General features: G+C 28.4%; 15 protein-coding genes. 2 read left to right on the plus strand and 13 right to left on the minus strand.

All coding sequences use genetic code 11. The annotated features are described in order from the left end of the window. From map to ACTHW2_RS01405, 5 genes are all read right to left on the minus strand, one after another. Positions 1-777: a type I methionyl aminopeptidase gene (map, locus tag ACTHW2_RS01385; protein ID WP_442261926.1), complete on the minus strand. Its 777-nt coding sequence runs from the start codon at positions 775-777 to the stop codon at positions 1-3. A 26-nt stretch (positions 778-803) separates the two neighbouring features. Then, entirely contained in the window at positions 804-1,787 is a 984-nt protein-coding gene (locus tag ACTHW2_RS01390) for a tetratricopeptide repeat protein (protein WP_442261927.1), read from the minus strand. 18 nt (positions 1,788-1,805) lie between these two features. Continuing rightward, complete coding sequence (locus tag ACTHW2_RS01395) at positions 1,806-3,920, minus strand: heavy metal translocating P-type ATPase (protein ID WP_442261928.1); 2,115 nt, start codon at positions 3,918-3,920, stop codon at positions 1,806-1,808. A 133-nt stretch (positions 3,921-4,053) separates the two neighbouring features. Then, a complete protein-coding gene (locus tag ACTHW2_RS01400; protein WP_442261929.1) occupies positions 4,054-4,869 on the minus strand; it encodes a nitroreductase family protein in 816 nt (271 codons plus the stop codon). A 45-nt stretch (positions 4,870-4,914) separates the two neighbouring features. Next, a complete protein-coding gene (locus ACTHW2_RS01405; protein ID WP_442261930.1) occupies positions 4,915-5,463 on the minus strand; it encodes a phosphatase PAP2 family protein in 549 nt (182 codons plus the stop codon). A gap of 152 nt (positions 5,464-5,615) precedes the next feature. On the opposite strand from ACTHW2_RS01405, the gene ACTHW2_RS01410 reads away from it, so the two are divergent. Next, positions 5,616-7,472 (plus strand): ATP-dependent helicase, encoded by a 1,857-nt coding sequence (locus ACTHW2_RS01410; RefSeq protein ID WP_442261931.1) that lies wholly within the window; start codon positions 5,616-5,618, stop codon positions 7,470-7,472. Between the two features lie 212 nt (positions 7,473-7,684). Here ACTHW2_RS01410 and ACTHW2_RS01415 read toward each other — a convergent pair whose 3' ends face one another. The 6 genes from ACTHW2_RS01415 to ACTHW2_RS01440 all read right to left on the minus strand — a co-directional run bounded on the left by ACTHW2_RS01415 (position 7,685) and on the right by ACTHW2_RS01440 (position 14,442). Continuing rightward, entirely contained in the window at positions 7,685-8,413 is a 729-nt protein-coding gene (locus ACTHW2_RS01415) for an HAD family hydrolase (protein ID WP_442261932.1), read from the minus strand. Positions 8,414-8,498: 85 nt separating this feature from the next. Further along, positions 8,499-9,362, minus strand: a complete 864-nt coding sequence (locus tag ACTHW2_RS01420) for a DegV family protein (protein ID WP_442261933.1) — start codon at positions 9,360-9,362, stop codon at positions 8,499-8,501. Positions 9,363-9,659: 297 nt separating this feature from the next. Continuing rightward, entirely contained in the window at positions 9,660-10,550 is an 891-nt protein-coding gene (locus ACTHW2_RS01425) for a hypothetical protein (protein WP_442261934.1), read from the minus strand. A gap of 52 nt (positions 10,551-10,602) precedes the next feature. Further along, complete coding sequence (cls, locus tag ACTHW2_RS01430; RefSeq protein WP_442261935.1) at positions 10,603-12,060, minus strand: cardiolipin synthase; 1,458 nt, start codon at positions 12,058-12,060, stop codon at positions 10,603-10,605. Positions 12,061-12,080: 20 nt separating this feature from the next. Further along, the gene (gene typA, locus ACTHW2_RS01435) at positions 12,081-13,901 is read right to left on the minus strand and encodes a translational GTPase TypA (protein ID WP_442261936.1); all 1,821 of its coding nucleotides are present in this window, start codon (positions 13,899-13,901) and stop codon (positions 12,081-12,083) included. 151 nt (positions 13,902-14,052) lie between these two features. After that, the gene (locus ACTHW2_RS01440) at positions 14,053-14,442 is read right to left on the minus strand and encodes an ATP-binding protein (protein WP_442261937.1); all 390 of its coding nucleotides are present in this window, start codon (positions 14,440-14,442) and stop codon (positions 14,053-14,055) included. Positions 14,443-14,588: 146 nt separating this feature from the next. Here ACTHW2_RS01440 and rd point away from each other — a divergent pair, with 146 nt between their 5' ends. Further along, positions 14,589-14,747 carry a rubredoxin gene (gene rd, locus ACTHW2_RS01445; RefSeq protein WP_442261938.1) on the plus strand — a complete coding sequence of 53 codons (159 nt, stop codon included), beginning with the start codon at positions 14,589-14,591 and terminating at the stop codon, positions 14,745-14,747. A gap of 39 nt (positions 14,748-14,786) precedes the next feature. Here the strand turns inward: rd and yihA are convergent, their stop codons facing one another. Then, entirely contained in the window at positions 14,787-15,368 is a 582-nt protein-coding gene (gene yihA, locus ACTHW2_RS01450; protein ID WP_442261939.1) for a ribosome biogenesis GTP-binding protein YihA/YsxC, read from the minus strand. Beyond that, positions 15,355-16,731 (minus strand): endopeptidase La (gene lon, locus ACTHW2_RS01455; protein WP_442261940.1); only part of this gene is annotated, 1,377 nt, incomplete at its 5' end. The genes yihA and lon, both read right to left, overlap by 14 nt.

Here is a 16,731-nt window from a genome sequence, read left to right on the forward strand (position 1 = left end):
TTACTCCTCCTTTTGAGTATCAATATCCTCATTTTGTTCAGTTAAAACTAATGGTCCATCTTTTGTTATAGCTAGTGTATGCTCATATTGAGCTGACAAACTTTTATCAACAGTTTTAGCTGTCCATCCATTTTCTGCTATTGTCATTCTATAATCGCCTGTATTTACCATAGGCTCTATTGTAATTACCATTCCTTCAACCAATCGAGCTCCCCTACCTGGTGTCCCATAGTGAAGAACCTGAGGATCCTCATGCATATCTTTCCCTATACCGTGGCCCACAAAATCTTTTACTACAGAAAAACCTTCTTCTTCTACAAATGATTGTATAGCGTATCCTATATCTCCTAATCTATTTCCAACTTTAGCCTGTTCAATACCCAGGTAAAGTGATTTTTTAGTTACATCTAAAAGTTTTTGGGATTTATCTGATATTTTACCAACTCCATAACTCCATGCAGAATCGGCTAGCCATCCATCTAAATTAACTACCATATCTATAGAAACTATATCTCCCTCTTTAAGTTTTTCATCTCTAGGAAAGCCATGACATATTTCATCATTTACTGAAGCACATGTTGCAAAAGGATAGTCTTGATATCCTTTTTGTTCAGGTGTGGCTCCCCTTTCTTTTAAATACTTCTCAACAAATCTATCTATTTCTCCAGTAGTTATTCCCGGTTTTATCATCTTCGATATTTCCCTGTGAACAGAAGCTAAAATCTCACCTGCTTTTTTCATCTTCTCAATTTGCTCTGGGGTTTTTAAAATAATCATATTATCTTCCTTTCAATACATATTTATTATTTAATTTTCTTTATTATCTTTTTAAAGTTTCTATTATTATATAAATTATAAAAGTCTTTGTCTTTTTCTACAAATCTTATAATTGAAGGATTTAGTATAAGACTTTTTCTAATATCTTTTATAGCTTTTTCTTCAAATTCAAGTATGGAATAGCAACAGGCTCTGTTGTAATATAAATCTTCCTTACTTGGATTGTTTTCTATTCCTTCTGTCAATATATCTATAGCTTTATTATATTCTTTATTTTCAATATAAATAGCAGATATATTTAAATAAATATAATGGTACTTTTTATTATATTTTAAGGCTTTATAATAATATTTTAAAGATTCTTTTTTACTCTTTAATCTATTATATATAACTCCCATATTAAAAAGTGATTTGTAGAATTCTGGATTTATATCCACACTCTTTTTTAACATTTTAAAAGCTAGATCATATTTTCCCATTTCTTCATATAAAGAACCTAGGTTATTATAAGCATGATAATCATCATCTTTTAACCTTATTACCTTTTTATATAATCTTATGGCTTCTTCTTTTTCATTCTTTAAATCGTATATATTGGCTGCAAAATAATAAGCTCTATCGTAGTTTTTATCTTTTTCAATTGCTTTAAAAAAATATTCTAAGGCTCTATCTAGATTTCCAAGTCTTTCTTCTATAATACCTATGCCATAATAGGCCCCTGGTTTATTTTTATCTATATTTAAAATTTTTTTATAAGTTCCTATAGATTCTGAAAAGAATTCTAACTCATCATATATTAAGGCAATATTGAAAAGAGTATCTATATATTCATCTTTATTGGAAAATTCTAAAGCTTTTTTATAAAATCCAATTGCCTTTTTTTTCTTAGAGTCTAAATAAGACTTTTCTGCAAGAAGTACATAGTTTTTTCTTTTTTGTAATTTTATATTTTCATCAATCAAATTTAACACCTCTACTAAAAAATCTACTCTAAGTGTATCATAAAACAAGAAAAAAAGCAGAGTCTATTACTCTACTTTTAAGGCTCTTATAGAATTAAGCACTGCTAATACAGTTACTCCTACATCTGCGAATACAGCCTGCCACATAGTTGCAAAACCAAATGCGCCTAAAGATAAAACTATCAGTTTTATACCTAAAGCAAGTGCTATATTTTGGATTACAATAATCTTAGTTTTTTTAGCAATCTTCATAGCTGTAGATATATTGGATATTTGATCTGTCATTATTACTATATCAGAAGCTTCTATAGCAGCATCTGAACCAAGCGCCCCCATGGAAATACCAATATCCGCCCTAGCTAAAACTGGAGCATCATTTACTCCATCTCCTATAAATATAGTTTTCTTCTTATTGTTTTTATTTTTCATAGTCTTTTCCAGTAATCTAACCTTATCATCTGGTAAAAGATTACCAAAGGATTTATCTATACCTGCAATATTAGCAACCTTTTTAGTAGTACCTTCATTATCTCCAGAAAGCATAATAGTAGTATCTATTCCCATTTTTGTTTTAAGATCGACAAGAGTTTCTTTTATGTCTTCTTTTAATTCATCTGATACGATTATAGTTCCAATATGTTTCTTATCTTTTCCTATATAAACTATTGTTCCTATAGTATCACTCTTTTTTATTGATATTCCTTCCTCTTCTAAAAGTTTTTTATTTCCTAAAAGAATATTATTTCCATCTATATCTACAGAAACTCCTTTTCCCGAAAGTTCCTTATAGTTTTCTATTCTATTTTTATCTATTTCACCATGGTATGATTCTAATATAGACTTTGCTATTGGATGATTAGAAAAGCTTTCTCCAAGTGCTGCAATTTCAAGTACAGTTTCTTTAGAAAAATCTTCATAAGCTAATATGTCTGTTACCTTAAAAGTTCCCTTTGTTATAGTACCTGTCTTGTCAAATACTATAGTGTCTACATCGTTTAAAGCTTCTAAATAATTTCCTCCTTTTATGAGTATACCTTCTTTTGAAGCTGCTCCTATTCCTCCAAAAAATCCAAGTGGTATACTTATAACTAAGGCACATGGACAAGATATAACTAAAAATACAAAAGCCTTATATGCCCATTCACTAGCTTGGCCTATTCCAAGTATTGTAGGTATAACACCTATTCCAAGTGCTATAAAAACAACTGCCGGAGTATAGTATTTGGCAAACTTTGTTATAAAATTTTCTGTTTTAGCTTTTTTACTTGAAGCATTTTCAACTAAGTCTAATATTTTTGAAATAGTTGATTCTCCAAATTCTTTGCTTACCTTTACTTTTAAAAGTCCTTGATTGTTTACTACTCCTGAAATAATTTCTTCTCCTGATTTTATCTTTCTAGGAACTGATTCACCTGTTATATTTGAAGTATCTAGTGAAGATTCACCTTCTACTACTATTCCATCCAAGGGAACTTTTTCACCTGCTTTTATAATTATATAGTCACCTATATGAACATCATTTGGACTTACCTTTTTAAGATGTTTATCTACTATTAAATTAGCTGAGTCAGGCCTTATATCCATAAGGGCCTTTATAGATTTTCTTGAATGATTTACAGCTCTATCTTGAAATAGTTCTCCTATATTATAAAATAGCATAACTGCTACACCTTCTGGATACTCTCCAATGACAAAAGCTCCCACAGTAGCTATTGTCATAAGAAAATTTTCATCAAAGGGAACACCAGCTATAACATTTTTAAAAGCTATTGTTATAACCTTATGTCCTACTATGATATAGCTTGTTAAATAAAACATAAATCTAGTAGTATCTTCAAATTTAAATAAATATGGAATTAAAAATATTATTCCACCAATTAATATTCTGATTATACTTTTATATTCATGATCTTTAGCTTCCTTATCTTTACTATCCGAAGAAATTCCACCTATAGATTCTTCATGTACTTTAACATCTGGCTCAAGTTTTTTTATTATACCTATTATATTATTTATAATCGCTTGTTTATCACTGTCTTTAGATATTTTTATCTTAAGTTTTTTACTAATAAAATCAAGACTCGTGTTTTCAACACCATCTAAATCTCCTGAAAGTTTTTCAATTTTCCCAGCACAACTTGCGCAATTGAGCCCTTCCAGTTCAAGAACTACATTTTCCATTTTAGGACCTCCTTTTTAAAGCCTACATATGAATGTCTATTCATACGTTAGTTATATTATAACTTTATGTTCTAAAAAAGTCAATCATAAAAGTATAAATTAAAAGATATAAAAAAAGCACCCTAGGGTGCTTTTAAAGTTTGTATTCTGCTACTTTTCTATAAATATCTTCAGAAGTTTTTACTTCTTTAGAATCTACTAATTGCCATTTATTATTCATTCCTTGATAATTTGCAAGTTTTTCAAAGTAATACATCATTATTCCTGCATCTATTAGTATAGATTCATACCACTCCATATATCTTATCAATAGTTCAACTTTATTATCTTTTATTAAAAATCTGCATGGTTGTAAGTTTTTAGTAGATGGTGCAAATCTTATATAATAAAATATATCCATAAGTCCTTTATTTTCTAATTCTTCAACTAAAAAATTGTTATCAATTTCTTCATTATATACTATTTCTTCTACACCTTTTTTTATGCTATAAGGTTTTTCATTGAAAGGATTTGTTCTTTTTTCTTTTCCAAATGCTAGGAGATAATCAACATGGTCTGTCTTTTCACCAAATATTTCTCTTTTTAACTCATCAGAAACATTCTCAATTTGTATCCAGCAAGTAGCTAAATTTAAGTTTACAAGTTCAGTTACAAGTTTTTCTATATAATATCCTGCTTCTATTAAAGTTTTATCTTCTTTATCTTTTAAATTAAGAGCTATATAATGAGGGCTATCTATCATAACTCCTGCGTAACCTGCTTTTCCTTCTAGTTTAGTAGATATGTTTTCCCCTTTTTCATATAAACTAAGATTTATATGTTCTCTATCTTCACCTACTACTAAAGCATTTAATATTCCTTTAATTTCATCAAGTGTATCTGGATTTAAAGGTCTGTTTTTAAATTCTCTTACTGATCTTCTGCTTCTTAAAAAATTTTTTATAATCATCTTGCCCCTCCTATTTGTTTTAATATATATCATTATATACTATTTCTATATTAAGGAAAACCATTTTGCTATATTATTCACATATTCCAAGAAAAAAAAGTGAACTATGAAAGCAGATCCTACTCCAAGAACTATACCTACTGCAACATCAGTTGGATAATGAACTGCCAAGTATATTCTAGATATTCCAATTGTTAGTGCCCATATATAAAGAAAAATAGATAGTTTGGGAAAATTTAAAGAAAGTACTGCAGCTATACAAAAACTAGCTGTAGTATGTCCCGACGGAAAAGAATAGTCTTTTAATTCTATTTTAAAGGTATTTATATTTTTTACCATTTTATAGGGTCTCTCCCTACCAAATCCTCTTTTTAAAATTTGAACTATAGTTTGACTCAGCGTCATAGAAACTATAGCTTCCATACCAACAAACCTTATAAAATTATTTCCCAATAATATAAGAGACAATGAAAAAATGCTTGTAAAGATAGCACCTCCCATATCTGTTATTCTATACATGATACTATCTAAAAGTTTATTTTTCATCTTTCCATTTATAAGTTTTATAAAAAAGGTATCAAATCTTTTTAGCATGTATTTCAATATTTTCACCTTCTTTTTATCCTTATTATATAATATTCCCAAATTCATGTAAATTAAAACTTAATGGTCTTATCTTTAAGATTAGATATTTATATGTTAATATAAAATATATGTAAAAGTATAAGTAAAGGTAGGTAATAAATTTGATACTTAGTAAAGAACAGTCAAATGCTGTAAATCACATAAAAAAACCTGCTCTTGTTTTAGCCGTTCCCGGTGCAGGGAAAACTACTGTTTTAATCCATAGAACTTATAATCTTATAGAACATTTAAATATAAATCCATTAAAGATTCTTTCTATTACTTTTAGTAAGGCATCGGCCCTTGATATGAAAAATAGGTTTATAAATTCATTCCCACAAGTTAATTCTAAAAATATACATTTTTCAACTATACATGCTTTTTGCTATAGGTTAATAAGTGAATATTCATATAGAAATCGTAAAAAATATAAGCTTATCGAAGGAAATAAGGGAGAAAATAAATTTATATTACTTAAAAATCTATATCTTCATGTAAATAAAACTTATATTACAGAAGAAAAACTAGAATCTCTCTTAAACTCTATAGGTTATATTAAAAATATGATGTTAGATGTAGATGAGTTTTTAAAATTGTATAAAATAGATATCAGTAACTTTAAAACTATTTATGATAAATACGAAACTTATAAACGCGAAAATGACTTACTAGATTTCGACGATATGTTAAGTATTTCCTGGGAAATACTTAACAAAGATGAATATCTCTTAAGTAAATATAGGGAAAAATATCAATATATACAAGTCGATGAAGGACAGGATACTTCTAGACTTCAACTTGAAATAATAAAGCTAATAGCCTATCCTAAAAACAATCTATTTATTGTAGCAGATGACGATCAATCTATATATGGATTTAGAGGGGCCTATCCTAAGGGACTACTAAATTTTAAAAGTCAGTTCAAGGATGGAAGTATATATTTTATGGAAGAAAATTATAGATCTTCTAGCAATATTGTAAACACATGTAATGATTTTATTAAAACTAATACTTTAAGATATAAAAAAGATATTTTCACTGAAAATTCAAATATGGAACCTATAAATATAGTGAAGGTGAAATTTTTAAATGATCAATATAATTATTTAATAAAAGATATGGAGGATAAAGACTTTAATAATACAAGTATTCTCTATAGGAACAATTTGTCTTCTATAGGTCTTATAGAAGTTTTATCTCAAAATAATATACCTTTTTCTACTCAGGATAAAAATTTAAAGTTTTTTAACCATTGGGTTATAAAAGATATAATAGATTTTATAAATTTTTCTAAAAATCCAGAACGTATAGATTTGTTTGAAAAGTTTTATTATAAAATGAAGGGATATATTTCTAAAAAACAACTAAACTATGCTAAAACACTAAATGAAAATTTAAATGTCTTTGATAGAATTATGGACTTTCCTGGTATAAAACAATACCATAGGCGAAATGTTAGAAATTTAAAGTTAGATTTTAAAAAACTATCTAAGCTCAATGTAAAAGATGCAATAGATTATATAGAATCAAATCTTGAATATGGATCGTATCTTAAAGATAATTCCGTTAAATTTGGATATGTATACGACAACCTTTCAACACTACTTTTCTATTTGAAAATGATAAGTAGCAGTTGTGAAAGTTTGGATGAACTCCTAATAAAATTAGATTCTTTAAAGAAACTTTGTGCAAACTCCCATAATAATAAGGAAGGTATACGCCTTTCTACTATACATGGTGCAAAGGGGCTTGAGTTTGAAAATGTCTATATAGTTGATTTGATTGATGGGAATTTCCCAAGTGCAAACAGTATAGATGATTTTGAAAATGGAGACATAGATGATTTAGAAGAAGAAAGAAGACTATTTTATGTTGGAATGACTAGAGCAAAAAAACATCTAACTTTACTCTCTTCCAAATATATAAATGGTAGTTTGAAAGAAACGTCCAGATTTATCACTGAATTAGAGAACTTATAAATAAATGTATAAACTTTCTAATCTTTGAAATACTATTAGTGTATTGTACAAATTTATTAAGAAGGTGATAAATATGGCTAAGGGTAAAAAAAATAAACAAAAACAAAGAAAAAGTGAGCAACAGTCTTCTGGACAAGAGCAAAAGCAAGAACAAAAACAAGAACAGCAAAAGCAAAAATAGTAAAAATAAAGAAAGGTCATATGACCTTTCTTTATTTTAAAATTTCTACAGTATGATCTACTTTATATATTACATTTTTTCTTTCTAATATTATGCTAGTCTTTTCACTTAAATCTTTATCTTCTTTTATCGCCTCTACTAGAGGTAGATTAGGGTTTATAGCTACAGGATTTCCCATCAATTTAAGCATAGATAAATCTCCAGTAGTATCTCCGTATGCATAGCTTTTTTCTAAATCTACATTATATTTTTCTATCAATTCATCCAATACTTTTTGCTTGCTTGATGAATCCCACATTCTGATTAATTCACCTGTAAACTTATTTTCTGCATCCACTTTATATAAAGATCCCCTATATTCTGTAACATCATATTTTTCAGCCATTTTAGAAACTAAAAAATCAGGGCTTCCAGATATAAAGAAAATTTTATGACCTTCTTTTTTATGAAAATCTATTTGGTCTCTTGAATATTTATAAACCATATCACCATTTACTTCTATTACATGGGCCGCTATAAATTCTACATAAGCTTTATCTATTCCTTTCAATTCCTCTAAATAAACACCAGCCAATATTTCAAGATAATTTTCAAAATCTCCATATCTTCTTTCCCATTCTAAATATACATCTTTTACCTTTGTATACCAAATAGCTGGATCTATAACTTCAAAGTTCATAAGTTTTTGAAAATGTTCTATCATAAGTGAATTTCTAAATATAGTACCATCAATATCAAAAAAAGCGGCTACGTTTTTCATATTATCATCCTAACATTTAATCTTTTATTTTATTGTATAACTTATACCCTATATATAAAGATCCATATCATTTTATTTTAATTTTTTATATATTATTCCTTAAAAAGAAAACAGCTAATGTACCTGGTCCTGCATGAGCACCTATAACAGCTCCTATGGTATTTATTAAAATATTTTCTACTTCAAAGTTATCTTTTATCATTTCTTTTAATTGTTTAGCAGAATCTAAATTGTTACCATGAGTTATGATAATAGTTTGTTTACTAATATTGGTACTTCCTTTTTTATCTTTTATAATATCTATCATAGATTTTAATAGCTTATTTTTACCTCTAACTTTTTCTAAAGGTTCAAGTTTACCATCTTTTACACAAAGTATAGGTTTAATACCTAAAAGTCCACCTATAATATTTTGGGCTCTAGATATTCTACCGCCCCTATATAAATATTCTATATCATCAATTGTAAATATGTGCTCAATATTTTCTATCAGTTTATTTGTTTTTTCTAAAATCAAATCTTTACTTATATTGTTTTTTACCATTTTAGCTACTTCTAATACTAAAAATCCTTGTCCTCCTGAAGCAGACCTTGTATCAATGAGCTTTATATCGGCCTTAGGATAGTCTGATTCTAAAGCTTGCTTTGCAATTACAGAGCTTTCATATGTTCCTGATAATTCAGATGATAAAGCTAGGTAAATGATTGTTTTGTTTTCTTTTATATATTTTGTGAATTTTTTTATAAAAACTTCGGGCGTTGCTTGCGAAGTTTTATAAGCTACTCCTTCCTCCATATTTTCTAATACTGTTTCAGGCATTATATCTATTTTATCTCTATATTCTTTTTCACCTTTAAGTATAAAGATAGGTACAAGATCTATATCATATTTTTCTATTAAGTTTTGTGGAAGGTCACATCCACTATCAGTAATAATTTTAATACTCATAAAAATCCTCCTATTTCTCCTATTATAATTATCAATATATTATAGCTAACTTGTATTTTATACTAATTAATATAAAAAAACAAATATTAGTATAATTTTGGTATATATTTTTGTCAAGTTAAATAGATTATATTAGGGATATTAAAAGGAGTGGTAATATATGAAATTATTTTTTATAAGTAAAAAAACTCTAAACTGGCTTATAAGTATATTTTTTGTAATTGTTTTTTTAATTATACTTCTATCTATTTTTAAATAATTTAAATTTTATATTATTTAGAAAATTAGCCTTCTAAGCTAATTTTCTAAATCGTTAATATTTTTTATTAAAGTATCTTTTTTTAGTATTAAAAGTTTTCTACTATTTTCATCTAATGCTTCTGGAAGATTTTTAAATCCAAATGATATTTTTTCTATTTTTTCATCTTTATCTTTTTTATCTTTCCATTTTAACCTTATTTTATTTATCTCATCTTCACTATCAGATATAAAGAGTAAGGCTGTATTTTTAGAGCCTTTTATACCATTAATATGATATTGATATATCATATACTTAAGTTTCGATACTTCTCCATTTATTTCATCTCTGTAGAGGCTATAAAAGGGATCTAAAAGCTTTAAAGTCTTACTGCCGTAATTATATACTGTCAATATTTCCTTATCCTCTACAGCCTTTGTCAGCTTGTTAAGTGAATCTTCTACTTCATCCATATCTTCAGACTTAGCACCTTTTTTGTTAGCCTTAACTCCATATTCATTCCATAAACTATATAATTTTTCTAAACTTTTATCTATTTCTTTCCAGGTTTTTTCTATTTTTTTATCTTTCTCTTCTTCTTTTGTTACTTCATCTGTCTTTTCTTTATTTTCTTCAGAATTTTTCTCTACATTTTGAGAAGCTGTATCAGATTTTTTATCTTCATCTGCTTTATCACTTTCATCTTCTTTTTCAGATTGATCTTCATTTTTATCAGTTTTATCCTTATCATCTACATCTATCCCCAAATTAATTTTTTCTAGTTTGCCTACATTATCCATAATAAGATCTATTTCTTTATTTAATTCATTTAAAGATTTTGGGGCAAGATCTTTTTTCTTTATACTATCTTTATTATACGATTTACTCTTACATCCAACTAATACTACCAGTATTAAAAAACATATAATTATTTTATTTTTATAATTCAAAAAAATCACCTCAAAGTTATTTTAACCATGAGATGATTTTATTATTATTATATTAAAGCATAGGTGATAAAAGTCTTGAAAATGATTCTTTAAATTTTATATATTTTGATCTTTTTTCATAATTTCTCATTGTTATTTCTGTGCATAAATCCAAATCTTTTATAAATCTATTTGTAAGTTTTTTATTGACATCTTGATCATAAATAAAAGAATTTACTTCAAAGTTTAATCTAAAACTTCTAATATCTAGGTTTGCTGTTCCTACCGAAGATATAGCCTCGTCTGCTACCATAACTTTAGAATGTAAAAAGCCATTTTCATATGTGTAAACCTTGACTCCTGCTTCTAAAAGATCTCCAACATAGCTCATGCTAGCCCAATATACAAATGGATGATCAGGCTTATTTGGAATCATTATCCTTACATCTACTCCAGATAGTCCTGCTAATCTTAAAGCTTCAAATATACTTTCATCTGGTATAAAGTAAGGAGTTTCTATATATAGTTTATCCCTAGCATCAGATATCATCTTCATATAACCATCTTTTATACTTGGCCATTTTGAGTCAGGACCACTAGATACTATTTGTATACCTACATTATTGTTTTCATCTATTTCATGCAGGTAGCTTTGAGAAGATTTTATTTCTTCGCCTGCCGCAAATCTCCAATCCAAAAAAAACCTCCATTGAAGAGAGCTAATAGCTGATCCCTTTATCTTTATGTGTGTATCTCTCCAGTTTCCAAACTTTTTAGATCTTCCTAGATATTCATCACCTATATTAAATCCACCCATAAATGCCTCTTTGCCATCTATGATACATATTTTCCTATGATTTCTATAATTTATTCTAACATTTATCCAAGGAACAAAGGGTGGAAAAAATACTGCAAGCTCAACTCCAGAATCTATAATAGATTTACGAGTATTTTTGTTTATTTTTCTACCACCCATACCATCTATTAAAAGTCTTACCTTGACTCCTTCTCTTGCTTTTTCTTTTAAAATTTCTATAACTTTTGAACCTATATCGTCATTTTTAAAAATATAATATTCTATATGAATATAGTTTTTAGCACTTCTTAAACTTTTCAAAAGAGCTTTAAATTTTTCTTCACCACTAAAATAAAGATCTACAGTATTATTATCAGTATAGTAAGATTCACTATTCATAAGATGCATTTTTATCAAATCTCTATATCTATATAAGTTAGGGTTTTTAAGTTTAAATTCACCTTCACTTATTTGATTTTTTTGTTCTCTAGCTATATTTCTAAAAAAACTGTCTTCTTCTTTTTTCACCTTAAATATTCTCTGTCTAGATAAATCTTGTCCTATGAAAAGATAAAGAACAAACCCTAATACTGGAATAAATGTTAATACCATTATCCAAAGCCAAGTAGATGTAGGGTTTTTTCTCTCAAATATTACTAATAAAAATGCTAATATTATATTTATCCAAAGTAAACTACTAGTAAGAAGCAAATAATTATCTATAATATTTTTCAATTGATCACCTATTATATTATTTATTTTTTAGACTTATATCTCTTGTTAGCTTGTAAAATTCTCTTTCTAATTCTAAAAGAAAGTGGTGTAATTTCTATTAATTCATCTTTTTCTATAAATTCTAATGCTTCTTCCAAACTCATTATATTTGGAGGTGAAAGTCTAAGTGAGTCATCAGAACCTGATGCACGAACATTTGTCTGTTGTTTTTTCTTTACTACATTTACTTCTATATCTAATCCTTTAGGGTTTTCTCCTATTACCATTCCGGCATAAACTGGAACTCCAGCACCTATAAATAAAACTCCTCGCTCCTGTGCTGAATGAAGTCCATATGCTGTAGATTCACCAGTCTCAAATGCAATAATAGATCCTACAGTTCTCTTTGGTATTTCCCCTTTATAAGGTGCATAACCATCAAATATAGTGTTTATAATACCATTACCCTTAGTGTCTGTCATAAACTCTTGTCTATATCCTATTAGCCCCCTAGAAGGTATTGTAAATTCAAGCCTTGCATATCCACCTGTCGGTTCTGTCATACTTACAAGCTCGCCTTTTCTTCTTCCAAGTTTTTCTATCACTGAACCTACAAAATCATTAGATACATCTATTATTACCTTTTCTATAGGTTCTATCTTTTTACCATTTTCTTCTTTAAACAATACTTCTGGTTTTGAAATTTGAAATTCAAATCCTTCTCTTCTCATAGTCTCTATAAGAACAGATAAATGAAGTTCTCCTCTACCTGATACTTTAAAAGCATCAGTAGCATCTGTATCTTCAACCCTAAGTCCTACATCTGTTTGTAGTTCTTTATATAGTCTATTTTTTATTTGTCTAGATGTTACAAACTTTCCTTCTCTTCCAGCAAAAGGACTATTATTTACAGAAAATGTCATAGATAAAGTTGGTTCACTTATCTTTGTAAATGAAAGAGCTTCTGGGTGGTCTACTGGACAAATAGTATCTCCTATATTTATATCTGCTATACCAGCTATACCTATTATACTTCCAACTTGTGCACTTTCAACCTCTACCTTATCTAAACCTTCAAACTCATATAATTTGCCGATTTTAATCTTTTCTTTTTTATCTGGATCAAGCTTATTTAAAAGTACAGCATCTTGGTTTATATTGATAGTTCCTCTTCCTATTTTTCCAATACCTATTCTTCCTACATATTCATTGTAGTCTATAGTAGATACTAAAACTTGAAGTGGTTCTTCCGAATCCCCAACTGGAGCCGGGATATATTCCATTATTGTTTCAAATAATGGTTTCAAATTTTCTTCTTGTTTTTTAGAATCTAAACTTGAAGTTCCTTGTTTAGCTGAAGTAAATACAAAAGGACAATCTAACTGATCATCATCTGCACCTAGTTCTATAAATAAATCAAGTACTTCATCTATTACACCCTCAGGTCTTGCTTCAGGTCTGTCTATTTTATTTATACAAACTATGACAGGATGTTTTAATTCTAAGGCCTTTTTTAAAACAAATTTAGTTTGAGGCATAGGTCCTTCAAAGGCATCCACAAGTACTACTACCCCATTTACCATGTTTAGTACTCTTTCTACTTCTCCACCAAAATCAGCGTGGCCTGGTGTGTCTATTATGTTTATCTTTGTACCTTCATAATTAACTGCAGTATTTTTAGAAAGGATAGTAATTCCTCTTTCCCTTTCTATATCACCTGAGTCCATTACTCTATCTTTTACTTCTTGATTTTCTCTAAATACACCCGATTGTTTTAATAGGCTATCTACTAGAGTTGTTTTACCATGGTCTACATGGGCTATTATAGCTATATTCCTTACATCTTCTCTTGCTTTTTCCATAATTGATTCCTCTCTTTTAAAATAAATAGTTTTAAAATTATTTATTTTTTATTAGTTTTTTAACTTATAGTAAAAAACATTGAAAAACTGGCATACTTCTTAATGCCAGCTTTTAGATACCCTTTGAAAAATTTAATATATAATAATTTAACTAAGAAAGATATTTTATTGCTGTCACCTTATTTTCATCTAAAATTAGTTCATCGGAAAGACCTTCTACTAAAACAAGACCTCTTCCTCTACACTTGAAGTCCATTGGGTTATAGGACTCAAAATCATAATGTATACCTGTCCCTTCGTCTTTTACATGTATCATTATTTTATCTTCTTTTACTTCTATCTTTATTTGAACTGTTTTAGATTCTATATATTCATTACCGTGAAAGATACCGTTTATTATAAGTTCATTCATGATAAGTCTTACATCAAATATAGTGTCTTCATCATTTATTATTTTGTCCAGTTTTTCTAATATATTTTCTACAAAATTTTTAACTAAATCTAAATTACTATAGATTGAGCCTTTATAAGTATACTCCATTTTATCACATCCAATAAAAATATTCTATGTTTATATTCTACCCAATTTATATTTATGTAACCTTTAAAAAATAATTGTATTTAATGGTTATATTTGCTATAATCAGGGTATATTAATTATATGCAAAAATTAGGAGGGTTGTTAAAATGGAAAGATGGGTATGTCAACCGTGTGGTTGGGTATATGATCCAGCAGAAGGAGATCCAGATTCAGATATTGAGCCTGGTGTAGCTTTTGAAGATCTACCAGAAGATTACGTATGTCCTATATGTGGAGCTACGAAAGATTTATTTGAAAAAGAATAAATACATAAAAGACCAACCAAGGTTGGTCTTTTAATTTTTTTATATTAAGGATTTAAACCTTTCCCAAACTCTTTCTAGATTTGTTTTATTTATAGAAGAATATGGGATTATAGTTTTTCTATCTTCCATACCTAGCTTTTCACTTATTTTTTTTAAGTTTTTTTGCAAACTTCCCTTTGATATCTTATCTAATTTTGTAGCAATCACAATTCCTTCATAACCAAAAGACTTTATCCACTCATACATCATTAAATCTTGTTCAGTAGGACTATGTCTTATATCTATTATAAGTGCTATTTCTTTTAAATTTTCTCTCGAAGTAAGATACTCCTCTATTATATATCCCCACTTATCTTGTTCTTTCTTTGATACCTTAGCATATCCGTATCCTGGAAGATCTACAAATCTAAACTCTTCATTTATTAAATAAAAATTTATTGTTCTTGTCTTACCTGGCTTACCACTTGTTCTTGCCAAGTTTTTTCTATTTAATATAGAGTTAATAAAGGAAGATTTACCTACATTAGACCTACCTACAAAAGCTATTTCTGATAAGTCATCTTTTGGATACTGCTCAGGTTTTACGGCTATAGCTTGTATATCACTATTAATTATTTTCATATTTTTTATTTTCCTTTACTAAAGTTTCTTCTAATACCTGGTCCATATTTTTCATAAATTTAAAACTTATCTTTTTACGAACTTTATCAGATACTTTTTCTATATCTCTTTTGTTTTCATAAGGAATGAGTATATTTCCTATTCCCATCCTATGTGCTGCCAATACCTTTTCTTTTATACCACCTACTGGTAAGACCCTACCTCTAAGAGTTATTTCACCTGTCATAGCTACATTTCTAGAAATAGGAGTATCTGAAAGTGCTGATACTACTGCTGTTGCCATAGTAACCCCAGCAGAAGGCCCGTCCTTAGGTATTGCTCCTTCTGGTACATGTATATGGATGTCCATATTTTTATGAAAGTCTTTTTCTACATCTAACATCTTAGAATTTGCCCTTATATAACTAATGGCAGCCATAGCTGATTCTTTCATAACATCTCCAAGTTTACCTGTAAGCTGAATTTTCCCAGTACCTTTTACAGTATTAACTTCAATTGAAAGAGTTTCTCCACCTACTTGAGTCCAAGCAAGACCTGTGGCAACACCTATTTGATCTTCTTTCTCCATTAAATCTTGTCTATATTTGGGAGCTCCTAAATAGTTAGAAAGATTAGCTCTATTTATTCTTATTGTTGTCAGATCTTCTTCAACTATACGTTTAGCAGCTTTTCTAATAAGGTTTGCTATATTCCTTTCTAAATTTCTTACTCCCGCTTCTCTAGTATAAAACCTTATAACTTCTCCAATTACTGCCTTAGATACCTTTATATTTTCTTCTTTTAATCCATGTTCTTCAATTTGTTTTGGCAGTAAATATTTTTGAGATATCTCTATCTTTTCTTCTTCTGTATATCCACTTATATTTATAACTTCCATCCTATCTAATAATGGAGCCGGAATTGAGCTGATAGTATTTGCTGTGGTCACAAAAAATACCTTGGATAAGTCAAATGAAACTTCTAAAAAATGGTCTGTAAAGTCTTTATTTTGTTCGGGGTCTAATACTTCTAAAAGCCCACTTGCAGGATCTCCCCTATAGTCACTACTTACCTTATCTATCTCATCAAATAAAAACACAGGATTTTTTGTTCCAGCTTTTTTCATAGAGGCTATAATTCTTCCTGGCATACTTCCTATATATGTTCTTCTATGCCCTCTTATTTCTGCCTCATCTCTTACTCCACCTAGACTCATTCTTACAAAATCTCTATCTAAGGCTCTAGCTATTGATTTTGCAATTGAAGTTTTCCCTACTCCTGGTGGTCCTACTAAACAAAGTATTGGACCTTTCATAGTACTTGTAAGTTTTTTAAGTGCTATAAATTCAAGTATTCTTTCTTTAACATCTTCAAGTCCATAATG

This window comes from Tissierella sp. (assembly GCF_052089545.1).
Lineage (GTDB): Bacteria > Bacillota > Clostridia > Tissierellales > Tissierellaceae > Tissierella_A.